Annotated in this window: 22 protein-coding genes; 13 read left to right on the forward strand and 9 right to left on the reverse strand. The window is 65.3% G+C overall.

Annotation, left to right across the window (positions count from 1 at the left end):
- The 8 genes from OC450_RS09290 to OC450_RS09325 form a co-directional block, all read right to left on the reverse strand.
- Positions 1 to 1983 carry a heme lyase CcmF/NrfE family subunit gene (locus OC450_RS09290; protein WP_256806338.1) on the reverse strand — a complete coding sequence of 661 codons (1983 nt, stop codon included), beginning with the start codon at positions 1981 to 1983 and terminating at the stop codon, positions 1 to 3.
- Complete coding sequence (ccmE, locus tag OC450_RS09295) at positions 1980 to 2486, reverse strand: cytochrome c maturation protein CcmE (protein ID WP_256806339.1); 507 nt, start codon at positions 2484 to 2486, stop codon at positions 1980 to 1982. The genes OC450_RS09290 and ccmE overlap by 4 nt, the downstream gene beginning before the upstream one ends.
- Positions 2487 to 2523: 37 nt before the next feature.
- On the reverse strand, positions 2524 to 3630 hold the full coding sequence (gene ccmI, locus OC450_RS09300; RefSeq protein WP_211382952.1) for a c-type cytochrome biogenesis protein CcmI: 1107 nt from the start codon (positions 3628 to 3630) through the stop codon (positions 2524 to 2526).
- Between the two features lie 130 nt (positions 3631 to 3760).
- Positions 3761 to 4030: a hypothetical protein gene (locus OC450_RS09305; protein WP_211382951.1), complete on the reverse strand. Its 270-nt coding sequence runs from the start codon at positions 4028 to 4030 to the stop codon at positions 3761 to 3763.
- A gap of 98 nt (positions 4031 to 4128) precedes the next feature.
- Positions 4129 to 5529: a hypothetical protein gene (locus OC450_RS09310; protein WP_211382950.1), complete on the reverse strand. Its 1401-nt coding sequence runs from the start codon at positions 5527 to 5529 to the stop codon at positions 4129 to 4131.
- A gap of 161 nt (positions 5530 to 5690) precedes the next feature.
- The gene (locus OC450_RS09315) at positions 5691 to 7067 is read right to left on the reverse strand and encodes a sensor histidine kinase (protein WP_211382949.1); all 1377 of its coding nucleotides are present in this window, start codon (positions 7065 to 7067) and stop codon (positions 5691 to 5693) included.
- A 93-nt stretch (positions 7068 to 7160) separates the two neighbouring features.
- A complete protein-coding gene (locus OC450_RS09320) occupies positions 7161 to 7835 on the reverse strand; it encodes a response regulator transcription factor (protein WP_211382948.1) in 675 nt (224 codons plus the stop codon).
- A 244-nt stretch (positions 7836 to 8079) separates the two neighbouring features.
- A complete protein-coding gene (locus OC450_RS09325; RefSeq protein ID WP_165448146.1) occupies positions 8080 to 8235 on the reverse strand; it encodes a hypothetical protein in 156 nt (51 codons plus the stop codon).
- Positions 8236 to 8470: 235 nt separating this feature from the next.
- On the opposite strand from OC450_RS09325, the gene OC450_RS09330 reads away from it, so the two are divergent.
- The 10 genes from OC450_RS09330 to OC450_RS09375 all read left to right on the forward strand — a co-directional run bounded on the left by OC450_RS09330 (position 8471) and on the right by OC450_RS09375 (position 18370).
- Positions 8471 to 9454, forward strand: coding sequence for a Ku protein (locus OC450_RS09330; RefSeq protein ID WP_211382947.1), 984 nt, complete (start codon positions 8471 to 8473; stop codon positions 9452 to 9454).
- Between the two features lie 58 nt (positions 9455 to 9512).
- A complete protein-coding gene (locus tag OC450_RS09335; RefSeq protein ID WP_211382946.1) occupies positions 9513 to 9749 on the forward strand; it encodes a hypothetical protein in 237 nt (78 codons plus the stop codon).
- A gap of 203 nt (positions 9750 to 9952) precedes the next feature.
- Complete coding sequence (locus OC450_RS09340; RefSeq protein WP_211382945.1) at positions 9953 to 10135, forward strand: hypothetical protein; 183 nt, start codon at positions 9953 to 9955, stop codon at positions 10133 to 10135.
- Positions 10136 to 10327: 192 nt separating this feature from the next.
- Positions 10328 to 10492 (forward strand): Flp family type IVb pilin, encoded by a 165-nt coding sequence (locus OC450_RS09345; protein ID WP_211382944.1) that lies wholly within the window; start codon positions 10328 to 10330, stop codon positions 10490 to 10492.
- A gap of 153 nt (positions 10493 to 10645) precedes the next feature.
- The gene (locus OC450_RS09350) at positions 10646 to 12187 is read left to right on the forward strand and encodes a thymidine phosphorylase family protein (RefSeq protein ID WP_211382943.1); all 1542 of its coding nucleotides are present in this window, start codon (positions 10646 to 10648) and stop codon (positions 12185 to 12187) included.
- Complete coding sequence (locus tag OC450_RS09355; protein ID WP_211382942.1) at positions 12184 to 13104, forward strand: ribose-phosphate diphosphokinase; 921 nt, start codon at positions 12184 to 12186, stop codon at positions 13102 to 13104. The genes OC450_RS09350 and OC450_RS09355 overlap by 4 nt, the downstream gene beginning before the upstream one ends.
- Positions 13101 to 14696 carry an MBL fold metallo-hydrolase gene (locus tag OC450_RS09360; protein ID WP_211382941.1) on the forward strand — a complete coding sequence of 532 codons (1596 nt, stop codon included), beginning with the start codon at positions 13101 to 13103 and terminating at the stop codon, positions 14694 to 14696. The genes OC450_RS09355 and OC450_RS09360 overlap by 4 nt, the downstream gene beginning before the upstream one ends.
- 251 nt (positions 14697 to 14947) lie before the next feature.
- On the forward strand, positions 14948 to 16510 hold the full coding sequence (locus OC450_RS09365) for a hypothetical protein (protein ID WP_262047728.1): 1563 nt from the start codon (positions 14948 to 14950) through the stop codon (positions 16508 to 16510).
- Between the two features lie 172 nt (positions 16511 to 16682).
- Positions 16683 to 17678: a glycosyltransferase family 2 protein gene (locus tag OC450_RS09370; RefSeq protein ID WP_211382939.1), complete on the forward strand. Its 996-nt coding sequence runs from the start codon at positions 16683 to 16685 to the stop codon at positions 17676 to 17678.
- A gap of 8 nt (positions 17679 to 17686) precedes the next feature.
- On the forward strand, positions 17687 to 18370 hold the full coding sequence (locus OC450_RS09375) for a class I SAM-dependent methyltransferase (RefSeq protein ID WP_211382938.1): 684 nt from the start codon (positions 17687 to 17689) through the stop codon (positions 18368 to 18370).
- Between the two features lies 1 nt (position 18371).
- On the opposite strand, the gene OC450_RS09380 is transcribed toward OC450_RS09375, so the two are convergent.
- The gene (locus OC450_RS09380) at positions 18372 to 19817 is read right to left on the reverse strand and encodes a hypothetical protein (protein ID WP_262047729.1); all 1446 of its coding nucleotides are present in this window, start codon (positions 19815 to 19817) and stop codon (positions 18372 to 18374) included.
- A gap of 219 nt (positions 19818 to 20036) precedes the next feature.
- On the opposite strand from OC450_RS09380, the gene OC450_RS09385 reads away from it, so the two are divergent.
- The 3 genes from OC450_RS09385 to OC450_RS09395 all read left to right on the forward strand — a co-directional run bounded on the left by OC450_RS09385 (position 20037) and on the right by OC450_RS09395 (position 24821).
- Positions 20037 to 20432 (forward strand): hypothetical protein, encoded by a 396-nt coding sequence (locus OC450_RS09385; protein ID WP_262047730.1) that lies wholly within the window; start codon positions 20037 to 20039, stop codon positions 20430 to 20432.
- A gap of 142 nt (positions 20433 to 20574) precedes the next feature.
- A complete protein-coding gene (locus OC450_RS09390; RefSeq protein ID WP_262047731.1) occupies positions 20575 to 22209 on the forward strand; it encodes a thiamine pyrophosphate-requiring protein in 1635 nt (544 codons plus the stop codon).
- Between the two features lie 113 nt (positions 22210 to 22322).
- On the forward strand, positions 22323 to 24821 hold the full coding sequence (locus tag OC450_RS09395) for a GAF domain-containing protein (RefSeq protein ID WP_262047732.1): 2499 nt from the start codon (positions 22323 to 22325) through the stop codon (positions 24819 to 24821).
- Positions 24822 to 24824 lie beyond the last annotated feature (3 nt).

The following is a 24824-nucleotide window of genomic DNA, read 5'->3' on the forward strand; positions in this document are numbered from 1 at the left end:
TCACTCCGCCGGCTGCAGGCGCTGCTTGGCCCGCGCCGGTTTCGGCGCGCCGACCCGCAGGCGCCGGTCGGACAGCGACAGCATGCCGCCGAACGCCATCAGCACCGGTCCCCACCAGATCAGCAGCACCAGCGGCTTGTGATAGATGCGCACGGCGATGGCGCCCTCGGCGGTCGCATCGCCCAGCGAGATGTAGAGCTGGCTTGCGCCGCGCGTCAGCAGCGCGGCCTCGGTCGTCGACGAGCCGCGGGTGGTGAAGCTGCGCTTGGACGGCGTCATGACGCTGAGCGTCTTGCCCTCGCGGCTGACGTTGAACTCGGCGATCATCTCGCGAAAGTTCGGGCCCTGGCGCTGAAACAGGCCGTCCAGCTTCACGTCGTAACCGGCGACATGAGCGACGTCGTTCTGCTTCATGGTCGCGATGTATTCGCTGTTCCAGGTGGTCTCGCAGACGATTCCGATCAGCGCGACGCCGAGCCCCGCATGCGCAAACACACTCCCCCATGTCGAGCGCGGCAGGCCGCGGGCGCGGTGCAGCGTCGTTGCGAAGGGCAGGCGAAACAGGCCGGTACGTTCGGCCAGATCGGTCATGGCACCGGCGATGACGAAGACGCCAAGCCCGATCGCCAATGGCGCCAGCGCGCTGCCGCCGCGCGTCCATGCCCAGACGATGGCGATCACAACGAGCCCGGCAACGCCTGCCGCGAGCAGGCGCTGGGTCACGCCGAGCAGATCGCCGCGTTTCCACGCCAGCATCGGCCCGAACGGCACGGCGAGCAGCAGCAGCGTGAACAGCGGAGCGAAGGTAAGGTTGTAGAACGGCGCGCCGACCGACATCTTGAAGTCGGCGAGCAACTCCATCGCCAGCGGATAGAGCGTGCCGAACAGCACCACCGCGCAGGCGACCGTGAGCAGCAGATTGTTCAGCACCAGCGCGCCCTCGCGCGAGATCGGCGCGAACAGGCCGCCCTGCTTCAACGACCCGGCGCGGCCCGCGAAAAGCGACAGGCTGCCGCCGATGAACAGGCAGAGGATCAGGAGAATGAACACGCCGCGGGTGGGATCTGTGGCGAAGGCGTGCACGGAGGTGATGACGCCCGAGCGCACCAGGAAGGTGCCGAGCAGCGACAGCGAGAAGGTCAGGATCGACAGCAGGATGGTCCAGACCTTCAGCGCGTTGCGCTTCTCCATCACCAGCGCCGAATGCAGCAGCGCGGTGCCGGCGAGCCACGGCATCAGCGAGGCGTTCTCGACCGGATCCCAGAACCACCAGCCGCCCCAGCCGAGCTCGTAATAGGCCCAGTAGGAGCCCATGGCGATGCCGAGCGTCAGGAATATCCAGGCGACCAGCGTCCACGGCCGCACCCAGCGTGCCCAGGCCGCGTCGATCCGCCCCTCCATCAGCGCCGCGATCGCGAAGGAGAACGAGATCGAGAAGCCGACATAGCCGAGATAGAGCATCGGTGGATGCACGGCGAGGCCGATGTCCTGGAGCACGGGATTGAGATCGCGCCCTTCGATCGGCGGGTTGGCGATGCGCAGGAACGGGTTCGAGGTCACCAGGATGAAGAGGTAGAAGGCGCTGGCGATCCAGGCCTGCACGGCAAGCACATGCGCGCGCAGCGACAGCGGCAGATTGTTGCCGAAGGCCGCGACCAGTCCGCCGAACAGCGCGAGGATCGACACCCACAGCAGCATCGAGCCTTCATGATTTCCCCACACGCCGGTGATCTTGTAGAGCAGCGGCTTCATGGAGTGGGAATTCTCGTAGACGTTGGCGACCGAGAAATCCGAAACCACGTGCAGCGTCACGAGCGCGATGAACGACGCACCGACGAACAGAAGCTGCGCCAGCGCAGTGGAGCGCGCCACATTCATCAGCGCGTCATCGCGCAGGCGCGCGCCGATCAGCGGCACGATGGACTGGATCAGCGCCAGACCGAGCGCCAGCACGAGCGCGTAATGTCCCGTTTCCGCGATCATTGCACTGCTCCCTGCGGATTGCCCTGCGCGGTCGTTGCCGCAGGCTTGCCGCCATCGGAAACCTTGCCATAATCGTCCTTCCAGTGCCCCTGCTTCTTCAGGGCATCGGCGACATCCTTGGGCATGTAGGTCTCATCGTGCTTGGCGAGCACTGTGTCGGCCTTGAACACGCCATTGGCGTCGAGCACGCCTTCGGCGACGACGCCCTGCCCTTCGCGGAACAGATCGGGCAAAATGCCCTTGTAGGCGACCGGAAGCTTTGCGCCGCCGTCGGCGACCTCGAACGTCACCGCGAGATTGTCGCCGCGCTGGAGCGAGCCGGGCTGCACCAGACCGCCGAGACGAAACCGCTTGCCCGGCGCAACGTGCTTCTCGGCGACCATGGTCGGCGTCGAGAAGAACACGATGGAGTCGCGCAGTGCGTTGAGCACCAGCGCGGCTGCGAGCGCGAGCACGGCGAGCGAGCCGCCGATAATGGTCATACGTCGCTGCTTGCGCGTCATGGCATATCCGTTCTTCGCTCGTCTCGTCGCAAATTCGTCATCCGTCGAGCCCGAGAGTCTTGAGGCCTTCGTTGAGCTGGCGCAGCCGCGCGGCATCGCTGGCGACCGCCTGGCGGGCATCGGCCGATGCCCCCACAGCCTTGTCACGGTCGCCCATCACGAGATAGGCGCGCACCAGGCGCAGCCAACCCTCGACGTCGTCGCCGTTCTGCTTGAGGCGCGTGGCGAGCCGTTCGACCATGCCGCGGACCATCGCGTTGCGGTCACCCTCGTTCATGTCCTTGGACGCGGCGATGGTCTCGTCCGACAGCGCCGGCACCGTGCCGCCGCCACCGACCCGCGCCAGCGAGGACTGCACCAGGGGACGCCACGGCGCATCCGCGGGTGCCTTGGCGAGCAGCGCGCGCCAGATATTGGCCGCCTCGTCCTTGTGGCCGTCCTGCTCGGCGGCAAGACCGAGGAAGTAGTTCGCCTTGGGATCGTCGGCGTTGATCGCGCGCGCGCGCTCGAATTCGATCTTGGCCTCGGCAGTCACGACGCCGCCAGCGGCGGCGGAGACCGCTTCGCCGAGATCGGAGCGGCGCTCTGCGCTCTCCCCGTTGTAGGTGAGCGAGTTGCGATAGGCGCGCACCGCCTCGTCGAAGCGGCCGAGCCGCTGCAGCACGGGCGCGAGCACGTTCCAGCCGCGCCCATCGGTCGGATTCTTTTCCAGATGTTGCTCGACCTGCACGACGAGATTCTCGAGCGTCATGCCGGAGCCTGACCCGCGCGCCCGTTGCGCCAGAGGAAAGTCCTCAAGCCTGGGCGAGCCGAGCGGCATGTAGACGCCGATCGTGACCAGCGGCAGGCCGACGAGCGCCAGCACGGCCGCCGCGCGGCGCCATTTGAGGCTGGATTTCGGCGCCGCTGCGGGCTCGCTGTCGGCCGCGGCGAGCAACCGGCGGCTGATCTCGACGCGGGCGGCCTCGGCCTCGGGCGCTGCGATCAGGCCGGCGGCAAGATCACGTTCGATTTCGGTCAGCTGGTCCTTGTAGACCGCGACCTCGCTGCCCTGATTTTGCGCGCGCCCGCTACGGCCGAGCGGCAGGAGCACGGCGAGAATCGCCGCGACCGTCATCAGCGCGAACACGAACCATAACGTCATCTGGCAAACTTCCGGCGGCGCGCGAGCCGCGCCCATAGGTGCGTTTACACCACGGCCGGACAATGCGGCAATTGACAATTGTCAATCGGCGCGACCGCGCACAATCCCGAAACGGTGAAAATCCAACGACTTAGGCGATCTCGAAGTCCGCGCTTTGAGCGGCGTCCTCGCCGTGCCCGTTGAAGGCTCTCAGGAAATACGTTCCCGGCTCGATTGCGTCAGGCAATCTGATGCGCAACGCCCCGACGGGAACGGGCGATGCAACCCTGGTGACGGTCTCGGGAAGTTGCCGACCGCTAGCCTTCTCGACCATCACCACTTTCGCGCCGACCATCAGCCTTTGATATTTGGCAACGACGACCCGGTTCTCGACTTCGATGGAGCTGATAACGGGTTTCATGCGCCCACAGATAGAATTCCAAAAGTTTGCACGGCGACCGTACGGCCCGCCCCCGATATCGTCAACCTCAAATTGTGATCACGAAAAATTCGCCTGAATCAGCTTGCGCGCGACGATTTGCGCTCGCCCGTGGCCGCGTTTTCCGCAGCCCTGCTCATCAGTGAGGCATAATCATCGCCGAACAACACCTGACAGAAGCGGATCGCGGCCTGCACCTGCTGCTGCCGATAGGTGCGGACCTTGTGATCGGCGGCGCGCAGGGACTGCACCAGTTGCTCGGTGGAACGCTCGACATATTGTTGAAGGTCGGAATAGGTGCGTAGCGTCACCTCGTTGATCGCAAGCTCGCTCGCATAGTTGCGGCAGGTCGCGACGAAATCGATCAGCGCCACGGTCTCCTCGACCTCGGTGCTGTCGATCCGCGCGCCCGGCGGAATGTCCTTCTCGGCGCGCTGGCGCAGGATGCGGCGGACGCGGCCGGGAACGCTGTCGATCTCGGATTGCAGCGCATTGGAGATGTCGGCCCGGATCGAGGTCAACTGCTTGCCCCAGGAGGAATCGTTGCGCAGGTCGAGTTCGGTCCGCAGGCCGCGCACGCCATCGTGCAGCGCCTTGAGATTGCCGGCAACGTTGTCGAAATGGCCGCGCTTGATGTCCATGCGCAGAATCGCGGCCACGCAGGACAAATCGTGCAGCGCGATCGTGACGGCGACGCCATAGGGCGTTGCCGCCACACGGATCTCGTCGTCGGACGCGGCAATCTTGATTGCGAGGCGAATGATCTGCCACGGCGCCGTCATCCGCTGCACGACGATCGACAGCGCGAAGGGCAGCATCTGCGGCGTCTGGAGGACGGGAATGTTGAGCGCCGAGCTCACCGAGGCGATCTGGGAATCGCCGAAAGCGCGCAGGAAGCGCGGCAGCTTCTCGTTCAGGGTGGCAATGGCGTCCCGGACCCCGAGTACCGCCCCGACCGAATAGAGATCCTCGATCACGTTGGGCGGGCCGACGCGGGCAAGCGCACGCGACTTGTCGCCGCCGCCCGGCCCCGTCAGCTCGAAGATGGCGTCCGCGGCCACCGCCTGGAGCTTCTGCGCCAGTGCCTCGACCTGCCCCGCGCTGTCAGCCGGCATGCGTGCCAGCGCCGCCTCGAATTCGTTCAGCTTGTCCGGGGCGCCGTCACGCCCGAGCCATTGCCAGATCGGATGGAGCGAGGAGCGGCGGATCTGGCCGACCCGGACCGGGGTACCCGCCTCGACCAGGAACGGTTCCAGTACCTGGAACAACAGCCGCGACAGATCATCCGTGCGCGGCGGCAGTGCCTCTTCGGCCTCGGTCTTGCGGACGATCTTGCGCAGCTGGTCGAGCACGAGGGTCGCCACGGCCGTATCCTGGCCGCGCTCAAGCGCGCGCTCGAACTCCCGCATCAGCAAAGCCTGCGCCTGCGGCGGGAGCTGCGCGAGATATTCCCTCAGCCGCTCGATTGATGTCTGGCTCATGCGCCCGGGTTATGCACGGTAAAATGGCGGACCTGGGATGCGTCCGGGCGCGATCATAGGTGGGGCCCACTTAAGAAGCCGTTTAGGAAGTGGCTCCGAATGCCTCCGACCGCCTTGGGACGGATGCCGAACGCGGCGAATAGCTCCATGGGAACAAGGGATTATATTCCGGGCAGGACCAGTTCGGCCCGCAAGCCACCGGTCGGCGCGCCGCCGAGCGAGAGGCTGCCGCCATAGAGCGCGGCAAGGTCGGTCACGATGGAGAGCCCCAGCCCCGATCCGGGCTTGGACTCGTCGAGCCGCTGGCCGCGCCGGGAGACCTGCGCGCGCTCGGCCTCGGACAGGCCGCGGCCGTCGTCATCGACGATGATCCGCAGACGCGGGCCGGCGCCCGCCGGATGCGGCGCCTCCACCAGGACCTCGATGAAGACGCGCGCGGCCGCCCATTTGCAGGCATTGTCGACGAGATTGCCGACCATCTCCTCCAGATCCTGCCGCTCGCCACGAAACTTTGCCGACGGATCGGCCTTGGCCTCGACCACGATGCCGCGATCGCGGTGGATCTTCTGCATGGTCCGCCGCAGCGCCTCGATGGCGGGCGCGACCTCCGTCACCGTGGCGACCACCGAGACCCGCGCCGCGATGCGCGCGCGCTCGAGATGATGGGCGAGCTGGTCGCGCATCACATCCGCCTGCTCCATCACCTTGGCCGCGAACGGATCGGCGGCGTGCACCCCGGCCTCGTTCACGATGACCGAGAGCGGCGTCTTGATCGCGTGGGCGAGATTGCCGACATGGGTGCGGGCGCGCTCGACGATCTCGCGATTGGCATCGATCAGCGCGTTGGTCTCGCGCGCCAGCGGCGCGATCTCGACCGGGAATTCGCCCTCGAGCCGCTCCGCCCGCCCGGAGCGGATGTCGGCGATGGATTCCGAGATGCGCTTGAGCGGCGCGAGGCCGAAGCGGACCTGGAACACCGTCGTCAGCAGCAGCACGATGCCGAGCGCGGTGAAGGTGCCACCGAGGTAGTAGTCGAAACTTCGCGTCTCGTCGAAAATCTCGGTGTCGTCGCCGGCGACGCTGACGAGAAACTTGCCGTCCGCGCCGAGATCGACCGGCCGCTCCACCATGCGGAGATTCTGCCCCTCGGGCCCGTCGACATAGGCCAGGCGAATGCCGGCGGCGGTGAGCTCGGTGCCCTGTTCCTCAAGCTTCGGCAGCTTCTTGTCCCAGAGTGAGCGCGAAGACCGTACCTCCGGCTTTTCGGTGTCGGTCCGCGTGATCTGCCAGTACCAGCCGGACAGCGGCAGCTCGAACAGGGGCTCGCCGAGCGACTGGAACTGGCGGTCCGGCGGCTCGTCGGGGGTGGCGACCTCCGCGATCAGCGTGCGCAGATAGAGATTGAGCCGGCGGTCGAAGGCGCGCTCGGTGGCGTTCTTGTAGACCGACGACAGCACCACGCCGGTGATGGCCAGGATCACCACGAGCCAGGCGGTCGCCGACAGGAACAGGCGGGTCGCAAGCGAGCTAGCGGGCATCGGAAAGGTCCCGGCAAGCGCAGGATGGCAGGGCGTCGGACGTCATTACCGGACCAAGGCCTCTGTTCGGCCTTCCGTCAAGCCCGACAGACCTCAAGCGCCCGGGGCGGGCGGCGGGGTCAGGAGATAGCCGAGGCCGCGGACGGTCTGGATGATGTCGACGTCGAGCTTCTTGCGGATGCGGCCGACGAAGACTTCGATGGTGTTGGAGTCGCGGTCGAAGTCCTGATCGTAGAGATGCTCGACGAGCTCGGTGCGCGACACCACACGCCCGGAATGGTGCATCAGGTAGGCCAGAAGCCGATATTCGTGGGAGGTCATCTTGACGGGATTGCCGGAGACGCTGACCCTGCCGGTCCTGGTGTCGAGCGTGACGGGGCCGCAGCTGAGTTCGCTCTGGGCATGGCCGGTTGAGCGGCGCAGCAGGGCGCGGATGCGCGCCAGCACCTCCTCCAGATGGAACGGCTTTGCGACATAGTCGTCGGCGCCGGCATCGAAACCCTGGACCTTGTCGCTCCAGCGGTCGCGCGCCGTGAGAATCAGGACCGGCATGGTGCGGCCGTTGCGCCGCCAGGCCTCCAGCACCGAGATGCCGTCCTTCTTCGGCAGGCCGATGTCGAGCACCACGGCATCGTAGGGCTCGTTGTCACCGAGAAAATGCCCCTCTTCCCCGTCGAAGGCGCGGTCCACGACATAGCCGGCGTCGGTCAATGCCTTGGTCAGCTGGCGATTGAGATCGGGGTCGTCCTCGACAACGAGCAGGCGCACGCTTCTCTCCAAAGACAGGCTGCAGGAATAGGCTGCATGAACACCACCAGATGACCAATTCCGGCGTGAACTGAATATGAACGCCGGGAACCGGCCGCGTTACTTTTTGGTCATCTGCAACTTGGTCGTATCCGTCCTCTGGCGCAGACGCGACTGCGCCCGCCAAGCCTGCCGGACGGTCCGGCGGCATGGCGGGCGCAATGTGCCGCGTTACGCGGCGAATAGGAAGGCGTTCAGTCCGTCGTCAGGTCCGGAAGAACACGAACCAGATGACGGCGAGGATCAGGATCGCAAGCCCGGTTGATATGGCCAGCAACGCTGCCACCGACGGCCCGGGCTCGCCCTGGCGCGCTTCGGTCGCAGTTTCCACGATCTGGTGTTGGTCTCGCGTGGTTGCCATGGTGACCTCAATCTCTGGCTGTCGCGTCGGAAGGCCGCGACCTTCTCGCGGCTTGATGTCCCGTGGCAACGCGTGATTGGATGTGATGTTCCGGCTTTTTGCCGCTCGCAATTTGGCAACCGCACGCCCAGCGGTCGGTTAACGCAGTTGCAAGATTCCGTACTGAGCCATGTATGATTCGGTGTTCCCCGATGGTATCTTCATAAGTCTGTCCCCGTTGCGTTTGGAGTAGCCCATGGCCCCCCGCGCCAATTGGAAGGGTTTTCTGCGGTTGTCGCTCGTGACCTGCCCGGTCGCGCTCTATCCCGCCACCTCGGATACCGAGAAGGTTTCCTTCAACCAGATCAACCGCAAGACCGGCCACCGGATCAAGTACCTCAAGGTCGACGCCGAGACCGGCGACGAGGTGACCTCCGAGGACATCGTCAAGGGCTACAAGGTCGACACCGACACCTACATCGAGGTCACCAAGGACGAGCTCGACGACATCGCACTCGACTCCACGCACACGATCGACATCGACGAGTTCGTGCCGAAGGCCGACATCGACAACCGCTATCTGATCCGCCCCTATTATCTCGTGCCCGACGGCAAGGTCGGTCACGATGCCTATGCGGTGATCCGCGAGACCATTCGCAGCATGGACAAGGTCGCGATCGGCCGCGTGGTGCTGACCAATCGCGAGCACATCATCGCGCTGGAGCCGCTCGAGAGCGGCCTGATGGGGACGCTGCTGCGCTACCCCTACGAGGTCCGCGGCGAAAAGGAGTATTTCGACGACATCCAGGACGTGAAGCTGACCGAAGACATGCTCGACCTTGCCAAGCATATCGTGGAGAAGAAGTCCGGCGCGTTCGAGCCCGAGCTGTTCGAGGACCATTACGAGACCGCGCTGATCGACCTCATCAACAAGAAGCGCAGCGGCACGCCCATCACCGCGAAGGCCGCGCCGAAGACCGGCGGCAACGTCATCAACCTGATGGACGCCTTGAAGAAGAGCATCGCGAACGAGAAGGACGCCGCGCCCGCAGCGAAGGTCGCCAAGGAGACCGTCAGGGAGACCGTCAAGGGCAAGAAGCCGAAGAAGCGCGTCGAAGGCCAGCGCGAGATGCTGCTGCCGATCTCCGGCAAGGGCGGCAAGGACGTCGCGGCAAAAGCCGCTCCCAAAAAGGCCGACAAGCCGGTTCGCGCGCCGGCGCGGGCGAAGAAGGCTGGCTAGCAGCAGGCATCTTTCGACCTCGCCGTGATGTCTCCCCTCGCCGATCGGCCGATCTGACATGCCCTGGTCGGCCGCGTTCGACGATCCCATTTCCATGCGCGGCGGGCGCAAGCTCCGGACGCTGCAAGAGGCTGCCGACCACATCATGCGGCTGCCCGAGGATACGCAGCACGCGAGCCACTGGCAGACCGCGATCGAGACCCTGATCAACGCGGCCGAGACGGGCGGCGGCTGGATGATGTTCGCCCGCATCGCGATGTTGCGGGCGCTGCACGCTGAGCTTCGTCGCAAGTGAGCGCGGCGCCGGGCATAACCTCCGCACCGTCGCCGAGCAGCCCTGGGAATAGGCTCAACAATCCGTTAAGCCGTGCCATCGTTTTCGGCGCCCGCCTTCGATTGCGGCGGCGGCCCGTAATCGTACGGAAGACAAAATTAACCGTCGGTTCCCGCGATGCACAGCATGGTCGCCCCTCGATTGAATCCGGGGGTTTCAGGCCCGTGCAGCAGCAGGACGCCAAAAAGAACTACATCGGCATCGTGAACGACACGGCCGAGCAAGAACGCCTCGCCCGCAGCTCCGCGCGCGCGCAGCCGCGCGTGGTCAGCTATCTGGTCGGACGCATTGCATCGGCCCTGAAACGCCCCGGAAAGGCCGCGCCGGAGCGCCCGATCCCGTCCTGAGACGAGACGACGACATCACCAAATCCGCGCCAATTGTGTGACGAAGCCTTAAGTCAATCGGTGACAACATATGAAACGGCAGGGAAGGACGATCCGACCTGCATTTTGACGCGCCCGCGAAAACTTAGTGAATCAATTTACCATTCCGAAAACGGCACCAGCCTACGTTGGACGGATGAACAGGAGTTGACGATGACTTTGCTCAGGTCATTTCTTGCCGATGAATCCGGTGCCACCGCCATCGAATATTGCCTGATCGCCGCCGGCATCGCGCTCGCGATCATCACCGCCGTGAACAACACGGGCAGCGCACTCCTCAGCGGCAAGTTCAACTCGATCAGCGCGGCTGTGAAGTAACCGGCAAACTTCCGGCCCGATGCACCTTCTGACATCGGCGAGACCGCGACGGCACGCGGGCCTGCCAGCGTGGCAGACCATGATCTGGGTCAACAGCAGCGGGACTGCGACGGCTAAGCATGGAGGCCAAGCTTCCTTCCTGCCGGCCCGTCCATGCAAGCAGACATCCCGCACTCCCAACTGAAAATCCGCCGCGTTCGCCTCGATACCGGCCGTGAGAACGTCGTCGTCATCTCCAGGCAATCCAAGGCATTGCGCGCGGAGATCTTTCGCGGCTTCAGCCGCGTCGAGCTCCGTCTCGATGGCAAGGTACTGCTGGCGACGCTGCTGATCACGGACGACGATACCTTGGCCGCCCAGGACGAGATCGGCCTCTCCGAGCCCGCATTCCACCGTTTCGCCGAACCGGTCGGCGCGCTGGTCACGGTGACGCCCGCCACGCCGCCCGAGAGTCTCGAAGCGGTGCGCGCGAAGATCCACGGCCGAACCCTGAGCCAGGCCGAGATCAGCGCGATCATCAACGACCTCGCGCATTATCGCTACTCCGACATGGAGATCGCCGCCTTCCTGATCGGTTCGGCGAGCTTCATCACCAGCGATGAACTCCTGGCCCTCACCGGGGCGATGGCCCAGGCCGGCACGCAGCTGGTGTGGCCGGACCCTGTCGTCGTCGACAAGCACTGCATCGGCGGCATTCCCGGCAATCGCACCTCGATGGTGGTGGTGCCGATCGTCGCCGCGCACGGCCTGCCGATCCCCAAGACCTCTTCGCGCGCCATCACCTCGCCCGCCGGCACCGCCGACACGATGGAGGTTCTGGCGCGGGTGAACGTCGGCGTCGAGGAGATGAAGGCGATCGTGTCGGCCTGCAACGGCTGCCTGATCTGGGGCGGACACGTGAACCTGTCGCCGGCCGACGACGTCCTGATCTCGGTCGAGCGCCCGCTGAGCCTCGACACCCGCGAGCAGATGGTCGCCTCCATCATGTCCAAGAAGATCGCGGCGGGCTCGACGCACCTGCTGATCGACATTCCGGTCGGGCCGACCGCGAAGGTCACCGGCGCCGTCGACGCCATGCGGCTGCGAAAGCTGTTCGAATTCGTCGGCGACCGGTTCGGCCGCACGGTCGAAGTGATCACGACCGACGGCCGCCAGCCGATCGGCAACGGCATCGGGCCGGTGCTCGAGGCCAATGATGTGATGGCGGTGCTCGGCAACGATCCGGATGCCCCGCGCGACCTGCGCGAGAAATCGCTGCGGCTGGCCGCCCATCTGCTGGAATACGATCCGAAGCTGCGCGGCGGCGCCGGCTATGCGCGGGCGCGAGAGCTGCTCGAGAGCGGCGCGGCGCTGAAGCAGATGCAGAAGATCATCGACGCCCAGGGACCGTCGACATGCAGCACCGAACTGGGATCGCTTGGCTTCGACGTCAAGGCGGCGCACGACGGAACGGTGTCCGCGATCGACTGTCTTCGGCTGAACCGGCTCGCCCGCACCGCCGGCGCACCGCTGGACAAGGGCGCCGGCATCCGCCTGTTCAAGAAGATCGGCGACCGCGTCGAGCAGGGCGAGCCGCTCTATCGCGTCTACGCCTTCGACCGGCCCGAGCATGATCTGGCAGCCTCCGCCGCGGCAGCGGAAAACGGCTACGCCGTCGATGGTCACGACGCCCTCCCGGGCAAGACGGCGTCGTGAGCACCGTCGCGTTCCAGACCCTGCCGTTCGGCACCGAGGCCGCGAAGCGTCTCGCGGCGCGGCTTGGGATTGCCTGCGACGAGATCAGCCTGCACCGCTTCCCGGACGGCGAGCTGCGCGTAACGGTCGCGCCGGCGGCCGACACCACCATTCTCTATGCCGCGCTCGATCAACCCAATGACAAGCTGATCGCGCTGCGGTTCGCCGCGGAGGCGCTGCGACGCGGCGGCGCAAAGCGGCTGGTCCTGGTCGCCCCCTATCTCTGCTACATGCGGCAAGACATTGCGTTTCATGCGGGCGAGGCCATCAGCCAGCACGCCATGGGCGCTCTGCTTGCGGAGATCGTGGATCGCGTCGTCACCGTGGACGCGCACCTGCACCGCACGTCCGACATCGTCGCCGTGTTTCCCGGCATCGAGGCGGAGAACCTGTCGGCAATGCCGGCGATCGCGAAAACGCTGGCGAAGGCCGGCATCGATCCGGCAACCGTCGTGATCGGCCCCGATGCCGAATCCGAGCCTTGGGTGCGAGACCTCGCGAAGCGGCTGGACTTGCAGCACACGGTCGCGCGAAAATTGCGGCGCGGCGACCGCTCCGTTGAGATCGACTTTGCCGACGACACCCTGCTCGCGGGGCGGCCGGCGCTGATGGTCGACGACATCGTCTCCTCCGGGACGACGCTCATGGTCGCAGCGACGACATTGCGAGCGATGGGCGCAAGCGCCGTCGATTCGGTCGTGACGCATGCGCTGTTTCAGCCCGCGATGATCGTCGCATTCGCCGATGCAGGCATCCGCTCCATTCGCTCGAGCGACAGCGTGCCGCATCCGACCAACGCGATCGCGCTCGACGAAATTCTGGCCACTACCCTCGAGCGCGAGCTCAACCCGACACCTCCGCCGGAGACGACGACATGAGCGTGACTGTTCGATTCTGCGGCGCCGCCCGCACCTTGACCGGCTCGAGCTACCTGTTCCAGACCGCGAAGGGGCGCTTCCTGGTCGATTGCGGCTTGTTCCAGGGACAGAAGACGCTCAAGGCACTCAACTACGGCGCCTTTCCCTTCCGGCCCGCCGACATCCAGGCGGTGCTGCTCACGCACGCCCATATCGATCACAGCGGATTGCTGCCGAAGCTCGTGCGCGAGGGTTTTGACGGCCCGATCATCGCGACGCGCGGCACGATCGACCTCTGCTCCTGGATGCTGCCGGACGCCGGCAGCATCCAGGAGTCCGAGGTCACGCAGCTCAACCGGCGCAATGTGGCGCGCCGACGGAAGGAGGTCGCCCCGATCTACACGCAGGCGGATGCGACGGCATCGCTGCAATCGTTCCGCCCGATCGACTATGAGCGCTGGACCGAGGTGATCCCCGGCGTCCGCGCGCGCTACTGGAACGCCGGCCACCTGCTCGGCTCCGCCTCGATCGAGCTGGAATTCGACCGGGACGGCCGGGAACGCCCGTTGCGCGTCCTGCTCTCGGGCGACGTCGGGCCAGAAGCAAAGCTGCTCCAGCCCGATCCCCAGGCGCCGGTGGACCTCGACTATGTCATCTGCGAGTCCACCTATGGCGACCGCGTGCGCGCAGTCACGACGCCCGAACAACGCCGGCAACACCTCGCAAGCGAGATCCGCGACGCGGCCGCGGCCAAGGGTGCCCTTCTGATCCCCGCCTTCGCGGTCGAGCGGACCCAGGAGCTGATCGTTGATATCGTACACCTGATGGAACGCGGCGAAGTTCCGGCGGCGCCGATCTTCCTCGATTCCCCGCTCGCGATCCATGCGACCGAAGTCTTTCGCCAGCATGCCGCGAGCCTCGATTCCAGCGTCGACGTCGATCGCCTCCTCAACTCTCCGCATCTCAAATTCACCGAGACGGTTGCCGAGAGCAAGGCTATCATGCGCCTGACCGGCTTTCACATCATCATCTCCGCCAGCGGAATGTGCGACGCGGGCCGCATCCGCCATCACCTCAAGCGCTGGCTTTGGAACGAGCGCGCGACCGTGCTCCTCTGCGGCTTCCAGGCGCACGGCACGCTCGGCCGCTTCATCCAGGATGGCGCCAAGGCCGTGCGGATCCAGGGCGAGGAGATCAGGGTCGCCGCACGCATCCGGGTGATCGACGAATATTCCGGACATGCCGATGCCGTCGGCATCGCCGGCTGGATCGCGGCGCGCCGCCCGATCGCCCGCGGCCTGTTCCTCACCCATGGCGAACAGGATGCGATCGCCGGTCTTGCCGAACGGCTGGGCGAACGCATTCTTCCGGCCGCAAAGATCTATCAGCCGTTGCTCGACGACATCTACGAGCTCGAGGCGCCCGAGCCGCGCGTGCTCGACGTCGACCATCGCCGCCGGCTGGCGCCCGAGGCCGTCACGCATCTCGACTGGCACAACGAAAGGTCGGAGCTGATGCTCGACATCAGCGACAAGGTCGCGGCCGCCGCCGACGACCGCGCCCGCGGCGTCATCATCCGCAGGCTGCGGCGCGCGTTGGAGGAGAATGAGTAGAGCGACGCGAGATGAGATTGAAGGCCATGAGCCGGGACCCATGCCAAGGCGCACTTGCCACGCTAGCGGGGTAAAATTGCCCCTCCGTTAATGCGACGGCCCAAACACGGCGGAGTTTCCGTTTCCCTGATGTTGAGCGCAAGGCAACGACGCTCAATTGCTGCGTGACGCTTGTTCTTTACGATGTTCGCGCTATGGCATTGTGTCGTGCTCTTGCGCCAAGAGCGTAAACTCAAATCCCGCGGCCCGACATGGTGACTTCCGATAGGCCAATCCTGACAATCCGGGCGCGTCCTGGCTCGGACCGATCCGTGGCGATCACCGTTCTTGCCGTGCTGGCGGCCGTCTCGTTCCTGCCGGTGCTGCTGACCCCTATTCCCGCGATGGTCGATTATCCCAATCACCTCGCCCGCATGTATATTCTGAGCCAGAACGGCACCCCCAGCGCCAATCCGCATTACGAGGTGGCCTGGGCGTTCTATCCCAACCTTGGAATGGATCTGCTGGTCCCGCAGTTGGCGCGGCTGATGAGCGTCGAGAACGCCACACGGCTGTTTCTGCTGCTGAGCCAATTCCTGATAGTCGGGGGCGCGCTTTTGCTCGAACGGGCCCGGAAGGGACGGGTCCATCTCGCCGGCTTCGCTGCGCTCGCCTTCCTTTACTGCCTGCCGTTCAGCTGGGGCTTCGTGAACTTCGAGTTCGGACTGGGCCTCGCGCTCTGCGGCATCGCCGTCTATCTGATGCTGGCGGATGGCCCATGGCCGCTGCGTTTCGTTGCCAACGTGGTCTTTGTCGCCGCCCTGTATGCGGCGCATTTCTTTTCGCTCGGCATCTACGGCGCGACGCTTGGCCTCTACGAGCTCTGGCGCATCGGCCACCGGCGGATATCGTACCGCGACACAGCGGTACGGCTCGGCGCGCTGGCCATGCCGGCGCTGGCTCTATTCGGGGTCATGCACATGACCGCAGGCTCGATCGGAAGCAAAGGCACGAACTGGTTCCTCGAATTCAAGCCGATTTGGCCGCTCCGCATCATGAACGGCTATAATCTGACGGTCGCGGCAACGACCGGGCTGGTGCTGATGATCGCGCTGCTCTTCGCCGCAAGACGTGGCTTTCTCAAGCTCGAGGCAGCCGGTATCTGGATCGCGATCGGCTTTGCGCTCCTCTACGTGGCCATTCCCTCGAAGCTGTTTGGAACCTCGTTTGTCGACCTCCGCATGATTCCCGCAGCGGCACTGATCCTGCCGGCATTCTGTTCGCTGTCGCTGCCCAGCCGGGCATGGCGAATGGCGGCGCTCGCGGCGATCAGCGGCGTCATCCTGGTCAACCTCGCCGTCGTGCTCGCGGTGTGGCTGCCTTACCGCGCCGACTTTGCGGCTATCGTCGCCTCGTTCGACAAGATCGATCGCGGCTCACGCGTCCTCGTCGGCAGCACGGGCGACAATGGAGATCCGCCCTTCGCCGACCTGACCTCGTATCCCATGTATTATGCGCCAACGCTGGCCGTGCACTATGCCAACGCGTTCGTGCCCAATTTATTCACGGAAGCGGGCAAGCAGCCGGTGCGGGCGCGCGAGACCGTGCGCCGTCTTGCCATTCCCTACGGAGGACCGGTGCCGGCAGACCTGCTTGCCGCGATTGCGACCAGCCAGCCGCCTGCAGACGTGCCGCCCTTTGTCCGCACCTGGTACCGGGATTACGACTATCTCTATATGCTTGGACCGCCGGCCGCGAACCCGCTTCCCGATCTGCTGGAGGTGCTGGACACGTCGGAGCGATTTGTTCTCTACAGGATCCGCCGCAGGTCCTAGACCGCACAGCGTGGTTAATCGGGCGTCACCATCCGGCTGCGCCTCCCGGCTCTCGGGCGGGTCGACCGGCTGCATCGCCCCAGAGCCCTAGATCCTTAACAGTTGCGGCAAGGCCGCCTTAACCACCGACGAACTAAACTCCCGCTCCTTGAACCGAGTTGGGCTCTTCCGCATGGCGGCCAGTTTCAGATCGATCCGCTACAGCCTCGTCATCCCCGTGTTCAACGAGGAAGCCGTGCTGCCGGTGCTGCTACGCCGGCTCGAACAGGTATTGTCCCGGCTCGACGGGCCGGCCGAAGCGATCTTCGTCGACGACGGCAGCAGCGATTCCAGTTCGATCGTGCTGCGGTCGCTCGCCACGCGCGACCCGCGGTTTCGCTATATCGGCCTGTCGCGAAATTTCGGCCATCAGGTCGCCATCACCGCCGGCATGGACGCCGCGCAAGGTGACGCGATCATCGTGATGGATGCCGATTTGCAGGATCCGCCCGAAGTGATCGAGCAATTGATCGCAAAATGGCAGGAGGGCAACGACATCGTCCACGCCCGCCGCCTGTCGCGCGAAGGCGAAAGCCGGTTCAAGCGTGCGACCGCGCATCTGTTCTACCGGCTACTCGGCAAGATGTCCTCGGTCGGCATCCCCGCCGATGTCGGCGACTTCCGCCTGATCGATCGCAAGGTGCTGGACGCACTTCGGCAGATGCCGGAGCAGGACCGCTTCGTACGAGGCATGATCGCCTGGCTGGGCTTCCGCCAGACCGAGGTCGCCTTCCACCGCCTCGAGCGCGCGGCGGGCGAGACCAAATATCCGCTGCTCAAGATGGTGCGGCTCGCGATGAACGCCGCACTCGGCTTTTCCGATCTGCCCCTGCGGTTCGCAATCTGGTGCGGATTGACGGTCTCGGGACTCGCGCTGCTCTACGGCGGCTGGGTGGTCGTGTTGTGGCTCAGCCAGGACAGTCACCTTGTGACCGGCTGGTCCTCGACGATCGTCGTCGTGTCCCTGCTGTGTGGAATCAACATGCTGATGACGGGCATCGTCGGGCTTTATGTCGGCCGCATCCATGCCGAGGTGAAACGACGCCCGCTCTATGTGGTGCAGACGCGAGCCGGCTTCGATCGCAACGAGGCGGCGGACGCACCGGCGATCCACGCCGTCAACGAGTGACCCGGCGCATGACCGAACTCTTCGACGGCTATCACGACAATTATCGTGAGGTGGTCCAATCCTCGATCGACTTCTCCGGCCTGCCGCATCATTTCTTCATGCGCGCGAAAGCCGATCTGCTGCGTGATCTGATCGCGCGGCGGCTGGACGCGAAGAAGCCCGAAATGCTCGACGTCGGCTGCGGCGTCGGCAGCCTTCATCCCCTGCTGCACGGCATGGTCGGCCGCTTGAACGGCATCGACGTTTCGTCGGCCAGCCTGGCGCAGGCTCGGGCTGACAACAGTGCAGTCGACTACCGCGAGTTCGACGGCCGCACTTTTCCTTTCGACGACGCCAGTTTCGATCTGGTCACGGCGGTTTGCGTGATGCACCATATCGCGCCGCGCGAATGGCCGGATTTCATCGCCGAGATGCGGCGCGTGGTGCGCCCCGGGGGGCTCGTCTGCGTGATCGAGCACAATCCGTACAACCCGTTGACGCGTCTTGCCGTCGCGCGCTGTGAGTTCGACCGGGACGCCGTCCTGCTCAGTGCCGGCACGACGCGAAAGTTGATGGCTGCGGGCGGCTTGCGCGAGATCGGCGCGCGCCATTTCCTGCTGCTCCCCTGGGACACCAAACCGGCGCGGCGTCTGGAAGATGCCCTCAGCGGCGTGTCGCTCGGTGGCCAATACGCCGCCTTCGGGACCGCTTGACCTATTTTTGCGGCGCATCTCGCCGCTTGTGCACGACCGCCACATCGTCGCTGTAGACGCGCTGCCATTCGGGCAGCCGGTCGAGCAACGCGACCGCCGGCGTCTTCGGCGTGAGCAGCGTCGCGCCGATCTTGTAGTCGTCAAGCAGCTTGAGAAAATCGCCGAGGTCGACCAGCGCCACGGCACGATTGTAGCGGTTGATGAACGCCCCGCCGAACAGTTCGCCGCGACCGTCGATGAAGGTGGGAATGCCGGCAAAGATCAGATAGCCGCCGAAGGAATAATCGTTGAGCACGGGCCCCGTCCTGGCGAGGTCGGCTTGAGCGATGGCAGCCGCAGGCGTGATGATCGGAGCCGGCCGCACGTCGCGCGCCAGGGCCGCGCCGCTCATCACGACCAGCACTCCGAGCGCGGCGACACCGAGGCCGTGCGACGTGCCGGCCGTATCCTCCCCGGCCGGTCCGCCGAATTTCCGCCCGAGCGGGGCCGCCAGATAGAGCGGCGCCAGCAGCGCCAGCAGGTCCGCATTGCGGATCTGCGCCAGCGCGAAATGGAGCAAGCCGATCACCACCAATGCCCGCACGACCGGCAGCGTCACGCCGCGCGAGAGCGCAAAGATGCCGCCCAGCAGCAGCAGTTCGAAGAAGCTGATATGGCTGAAATCCTGCGGTCGCCATTCCGATATCCAGCCGAGCGCCTGGCCGAGGCCGAGCGTCGTCAGCGGCATCAGCAGCGGCTCAGGCCCGTGGGGCGTCAGGCAGGCCGCGGCGACCGCGAGAGCCGTGAATAGCAGCCATCGCAGCACGACGCGCGGCCATTCGCTTCGCTTTGCGTTCAGCAGCGCCTCGAGCCCCACGGGGCCGATCAGTCCAAGCGCCAGGATCACGCTGCCGTGCAGATTGGCCCACAGCACCAGCAACGGCAAGGCCCAGTATGGCGGAAGCCCTCCGCGATCCATGCAGCGCACCAGGGCAGCTGCCCAGATCACCATCAGCGGCAGCACCAGCACGTGTGGCCGCGCCAGCATATGCGGTGCGAGCAGGATGACGGCCGCGATCACCATCAGCAGCGTATGGGTCGGCGAAAGCTCGCGCAGCAGGAAGAAGGTGAGCAGCCCGAAGGCGAGCGCTATCGCGGCGGCGGCGAGGACGACGACGCCCGGCCAGCCGCCAAGCGCATAGGCGCCGGCATAGATGACCTCCGAGAGCCATTCGAAGGTGATCCAGTGCGCGCCGCGCATCGAAAAGGAAAACGCGTCGCTCTCCGGCAGCGCGCCATGCGCGATGATCCAGCGCCCGATCTCGATATGAGAGTAGGTGTCGGGATCATTGAGCAGCCGTGGTCCGAGGATCAGCAGCAGGACATAGACGCCGACGCTCACCATCCAGGGCAGCGCCGCGCGCGCCGAAAACGGTTGAACCTCGCTGTGGACGACTTGGTCACTCATGGCGAGCGCAAATTAGGGCGCAAGCGTTAAATTCTTCTTCGAAGTTCACCGCCCGTCCCAAGGCGGGATCGAAATCGTTACCCTACATGAACCATGTTCCGTCCGACGAACGCGCGAGTTCCCCATTTCGGCCAATTTTGACGGCCATCGGGCTGCTGATATTGTCCGCCGCGGCGTGGCGCGACCAGGCCATTGAACCAAAGCTGTTTGAGGATGCGGATGAGACGCGTGACGTTCCTGGCTCTCGGCCTCATGTTTGCCGGCGTCTGGTCACATGACAGCGCGAGAGGACAGACGTCGGTTGCCCCTCCGGTGTCGCTTGCTCGGCCCGATGCATCTCCGCCGCGCGCGGGTGCCAAAAATTCCAGGAAGCAGCCAGCGGCATCCGGCCGAGAGGTTTCGCCACCCGTGATCGGCGGGCTTCCATCGGCGCAGACTCCAGCCACCGACTATGATGGCTTCAGCGCAGGCACCGTCGATGACAATGACGCCGCCAGTCAGGTGACGCCGCCTGCCGGTTCACGCACAGCAAAAGGCCTCGCCGGCCAGTCATCGTTCGATGAGGAGGATAAGGCGCTGAGGCGAAGGCTGACGATCTGCAAAAACTGCAAATAGGAATTTCGTGGCCCGGATCGCGGCTCGCTGCATAGCTGACCTACCGCGACTATCCTCTGCCCGCGCTTTACCCTCCTCCCATTTCCTGATCCTCTCTCCCTAATCGGCCGGACCAACCGGCATCGCCAGGGAGAGAGACGCCATGAAGCTCGGCACCGCGATCGCGGAAATCATGAAGCGTGAGGGGATCGAGATCCTCTGCGGCTATCCGGTCAACCATCTGATCGAGCATGCGGCGAAAGCCGAGATCCGGCCCGTGATGGTGCGGCAGGAGCGCGTCGGCATCCACATGGCGGATGCGATCTCGCGGGTGACGTCCGGGCGTTCGATCGGCGCGTTCTGCATGCAGCACGGGCCCGGTGCGGAAAACGCGATGGGCGGCGTCGCACAATGCTACGGCGAATCCGTGCCCGTGCTGGTGCTGCCAATGGGCTATCAACGCAGGCTTGCGCATATCGAGCCGAACTTCAATTCCAGCGAGGCGATGAAGCCGTTCGCGAAATCCTCCGAGCCGATCATCCTTGCTGCCGAGGTCGCCAATATCTTTCGCCGCGCCTTCACGAAACTGAAGAACGGCCGCGGCGGTCCCGTCATCGTCGAGATTCCCTCGGACATGTGGAACGAGGAGGTGCCGGAGCCGCTGAACTACACGCCGGTGCTGCGCACCCGCTACGGTGCCGATCCCGTGCATGTGAAGGAAGCAGCAGGCCTCCTGGTCAACGCCAGGCGTCCGGTGATCTATGCCGGCCAGGGCGTGCATTACGCGCAGGCCTGGCCGCAACTGAAACGGCTCGCCGAGCGGCTGGCCATCCCCGTCACCACCAGCTTGGGAGGCAAATCGTCGTTCCCGGAAACCCACCCGCTCTCGCTCGGTTCCGGCGGCCTCGCGGTCCCGCGCGCGGTGCCGAAATTCCTCGCTGAAGCCGACGTCATCTTCGGCATCGGCTGCTCCTTCACCGAAACAAACTTCGGCATCGCGATGCCGAAAGGCAAGACCATCATCCATTCGACGCTCGACCCGAACCACCTCAACAAGGATGTGGAGGCGACAATAGGCCTCGTCGGCGACGCCGGGCTCGTGCTCGACGCGCTGCTGGAGGAGATCGGCAGGACGATCACTGCGGATCGCGATGCATCCGCGGTCACGGCCGAAATCGCGGCCTCGCACAAGGAGTGGCTGGCCAAATGGATGCCGAAACTCACCAGTAATGACGCGCCCTTGAGCCCCTATCGCGTGCTGTGGGACCTGCAGCACACCGTCGACATCAACAACACCATCATCACGCACGATGCCGGCAGCCCGCGCGACCAGCTCTCGCCGTTCTGGAAATCGGTCGAGCCCCTCACCTATCTCGGCTGGGGCAAGACGACGCAGCTCGGCTACGGCCTCGGGCTTGCAATGGGCGCCAAGCTCGCAAAGCCCGACAAGCTCTGCATCAACGTCTGGGGCGATGCGGCGATTGGTTTCACGGGCATGGATTTCGAGACCGCGGTGCGCGAGCGCATCCCGATCATGTCGATCCTGCTGAACAATTTCTCGATGGCGATCGAACTGAAGGTGATGCCGGTTTCGACCGAGAAATATCGCTCGACCGATATTTCCGGCGACTATGCCGCGATGGCGCGCGCCTTCGGCGGCTACGGCGAACGGGTGACCAGGCCTGAGGACATCATCCCCGCGATCAAGCGCGGCATCCAGAAGACGCAGGAAGGCACCCCTGTGCTGCTGGAGTTCATCACCAGCAAGGAGACCGAGGTGTCGCGGCCCGGCACGTGAGCCCGGCCGGTTTTGGCGGCAAACCTTGCTGTCGCAGGCGCTGGCCCCGGCCGCAGGAGATATGATAATCCGCCTTGGTGCCGCGAACGTCGCGGTATCAAGCCGGATCGCGAATGACCACCCCTTTCATCGATATCGAGGAACTCGAGCGCCGATTGCAGTCGGCCACGGCCGAGAATGCGCAGCTTCGAAGCGAGCTTGCGATCGCCGGCGATCGTCAGCGCGCCAGTGCCGAGATCTTGCGCACCATCGCGGCCTCGCCCTCCGACGCCCGGCCGGTCTTCGAGGCGATCGCGTCCAGCTCCAAACGTTTGCTCGGCGGCTTCTCCGCCACCGTGCTTCAGTTCATCGAGGACGAGCTGCACCTCGTGGCCTATACACCAACCAGCCTCGAGGCGGACGAGGGGCTCAAGGCGGCGTTCCCGCGCAAGATTGCGGACTTTCCGACCTTTGCGCTGGTGCGTGGCGGCGAGACGATTCAATTTCCCGATAGCGAAGCCGAGGGCGTCCCGGAGCTGAACCGGGACCTTGCACGGCTGCGCGGCTTCCGCAGCGTGTTGTTCATGCCGCTGATGAACCGTGGCACACCGGTCGGCATGATCAGCGTGACGCGCGCCGAGCCCGGCGCGTTCGCAGCCGACGTCGTGCAGCTGCTCCAGACTTTTGCCGACCAGGCCGTGATCGCGATCGAAAATGCGCGGCTGTTCAACGAGACGCGCGAGACGCTGGAGCGCCAGACCGCCACGGCCGACATTCTCAAAGTCATGGCCGCTTCGCCGTCCGACGTGCAGCCGGTGTTCGACGCCATCGCCGCCAACGCCAACCGGCTGATCGGCGGCTTTTCCACCGCAGTGCTGCGCTACATCGACGGCGCCGCGCATCTTGCCGCGTTCACGCCGACGGATGCCGCCGGCGACCGCGCGCTCCAGGCCTCATTCCCGGTGCCGTTCGCGCAGTTCCCGCCCTACCAGCTCATGGCCGATGGTGCGGCGGCGCAACTGCCCGATACCGAGCTCGAGCCGGCCGCGCGAGACATCGCGCGCGCCCGCGGCTATCGCAGCATGCTGTTCGCGCCGCTGATGGGCGAGGGCGAGGCCATCGGCGTGATCATCGCCACGCGCCGCGCGACCGGCGCGTTCACCCTGCATCATGTGCGGCTGCTCCAGACCTTCGCCGACCAGGCGGTGATCGCGATCAAGAATGTCAGCCTGTTCAACGCCACACGGGAAGCGCTGGAACGGCAGACCGCAACCGCCGACATCCTTAAGGTGATCGCGGCTTCGCCTGCGGACGTCACGCCGGTGTTCCAGGCGATCTCCGACAGCGCCAAAGCGCTGGTCGGGGGACATTCGTCGACGGTCACCCGCGTCATCGACGGCATGCTGCATCTGGCCGCCTTCACCACCGACAACGAAGCCGGCAACGCGGATCTGCTGAGCTCCTTTCCGGCGCCGCTGTCGTCGCCGGGAATTCACAGCCGCGTGGCGACGAGCGGAGAGTTCGCGTTCCGGGGCGACATGCAGAGCGAACCCGACCTCACGGACGCCATGAGGGAACTGGCGCGGATAAGAGGCTATCGCAGCATCCTGGTCGTGCCGATGCTGCGCGACGGCGTTGCGATCGGCACCATTGCGGTCACTCGGCCGCAGCCAGGAGCTTTCCCGGACAAGGCGATCAACCTGCTCAAGACCTTTGCCGACCAGGCCGTCATCGCGATCGAGAACACGCGCCTGTTCAACGAGGTGCAGGACCGCACCAGCGAGCTTGCCAAATCGCTCGAGGATCTGCGCGCCGCGCAGGACCGGCTGATCCAGACCGAGAAGCTGGCGTCGCTCGGCCAGCTCACCGCCGGCATCGCGCATGAGATCAAGAACCCGCTCAACTTCGTCAACAATTTTGCCTCGCTCTCGGCCGAGCTGACCGATGAGCTGAACGAAGTGCTGACGCCCGTCCGGCTCGCGCACGACGTCCGCAACGAAGTCGACGAGCTGACCGGGCTTCTGAAGGACAATCTGGAGAAGGTCGTGCAGCACGGGCGGCGCGCCGATTCCATCGTCAAGAACATGCTGCTGCATTCGCGCGAAGGCGGCGGCGAGCACCGGCTGAGCGACATCAACGCGCTGGTCGAGGAGAGCCTCAACCTCGCCTATCACGGCGCCCGCGCCGAGAAGCCGCTATTCGACGTGACGCTGAAGCGCGAGCTCGATCCCGAGGCCGGGCAAGCCGAAGTGTTCCCGCAGGAGATCACCCGGGCGCTGCTGAACCTGATCTCGAACGGCTTCCACGCGGTCGCCAAGCGAAAATCGGACAACGGCACCGCCGATTACGAGCCGACGGTGATCGCGGCCACGCGCGACCGCGGCGACAAGATCGAGATCCGCATCCGCGACAACGGCACCGGCATTGCGCGCGAGGTGAAGGAGAAGATGTTCAACCCGTTCTTCACCACCAAGCCCGCCGGCGAAGGCACCGGCCTCGGGTTGTCGATGAGCCACGACATCGTGGTGAAGCAGCACGGCGGTACGATCGACGTCGCGACGGAGCCCGGCGCGTTCACGGAGTTCACGATCCTGTTGCCGCGAAAGAGCGGCTTTGCCGATCGGGGCGGCTAGGCC

Source organism: Bradyrhizobium sp. Bra78, assembly GCF_024519855.1.
Taxonomy (GTDB): Bacteria; Pseudomonadota; Alphaproteobacteria; order Rhizobiales; family Xanthobacteraceae; genus Bradyrhizobium; species Bradyrhizobium japonicum_G.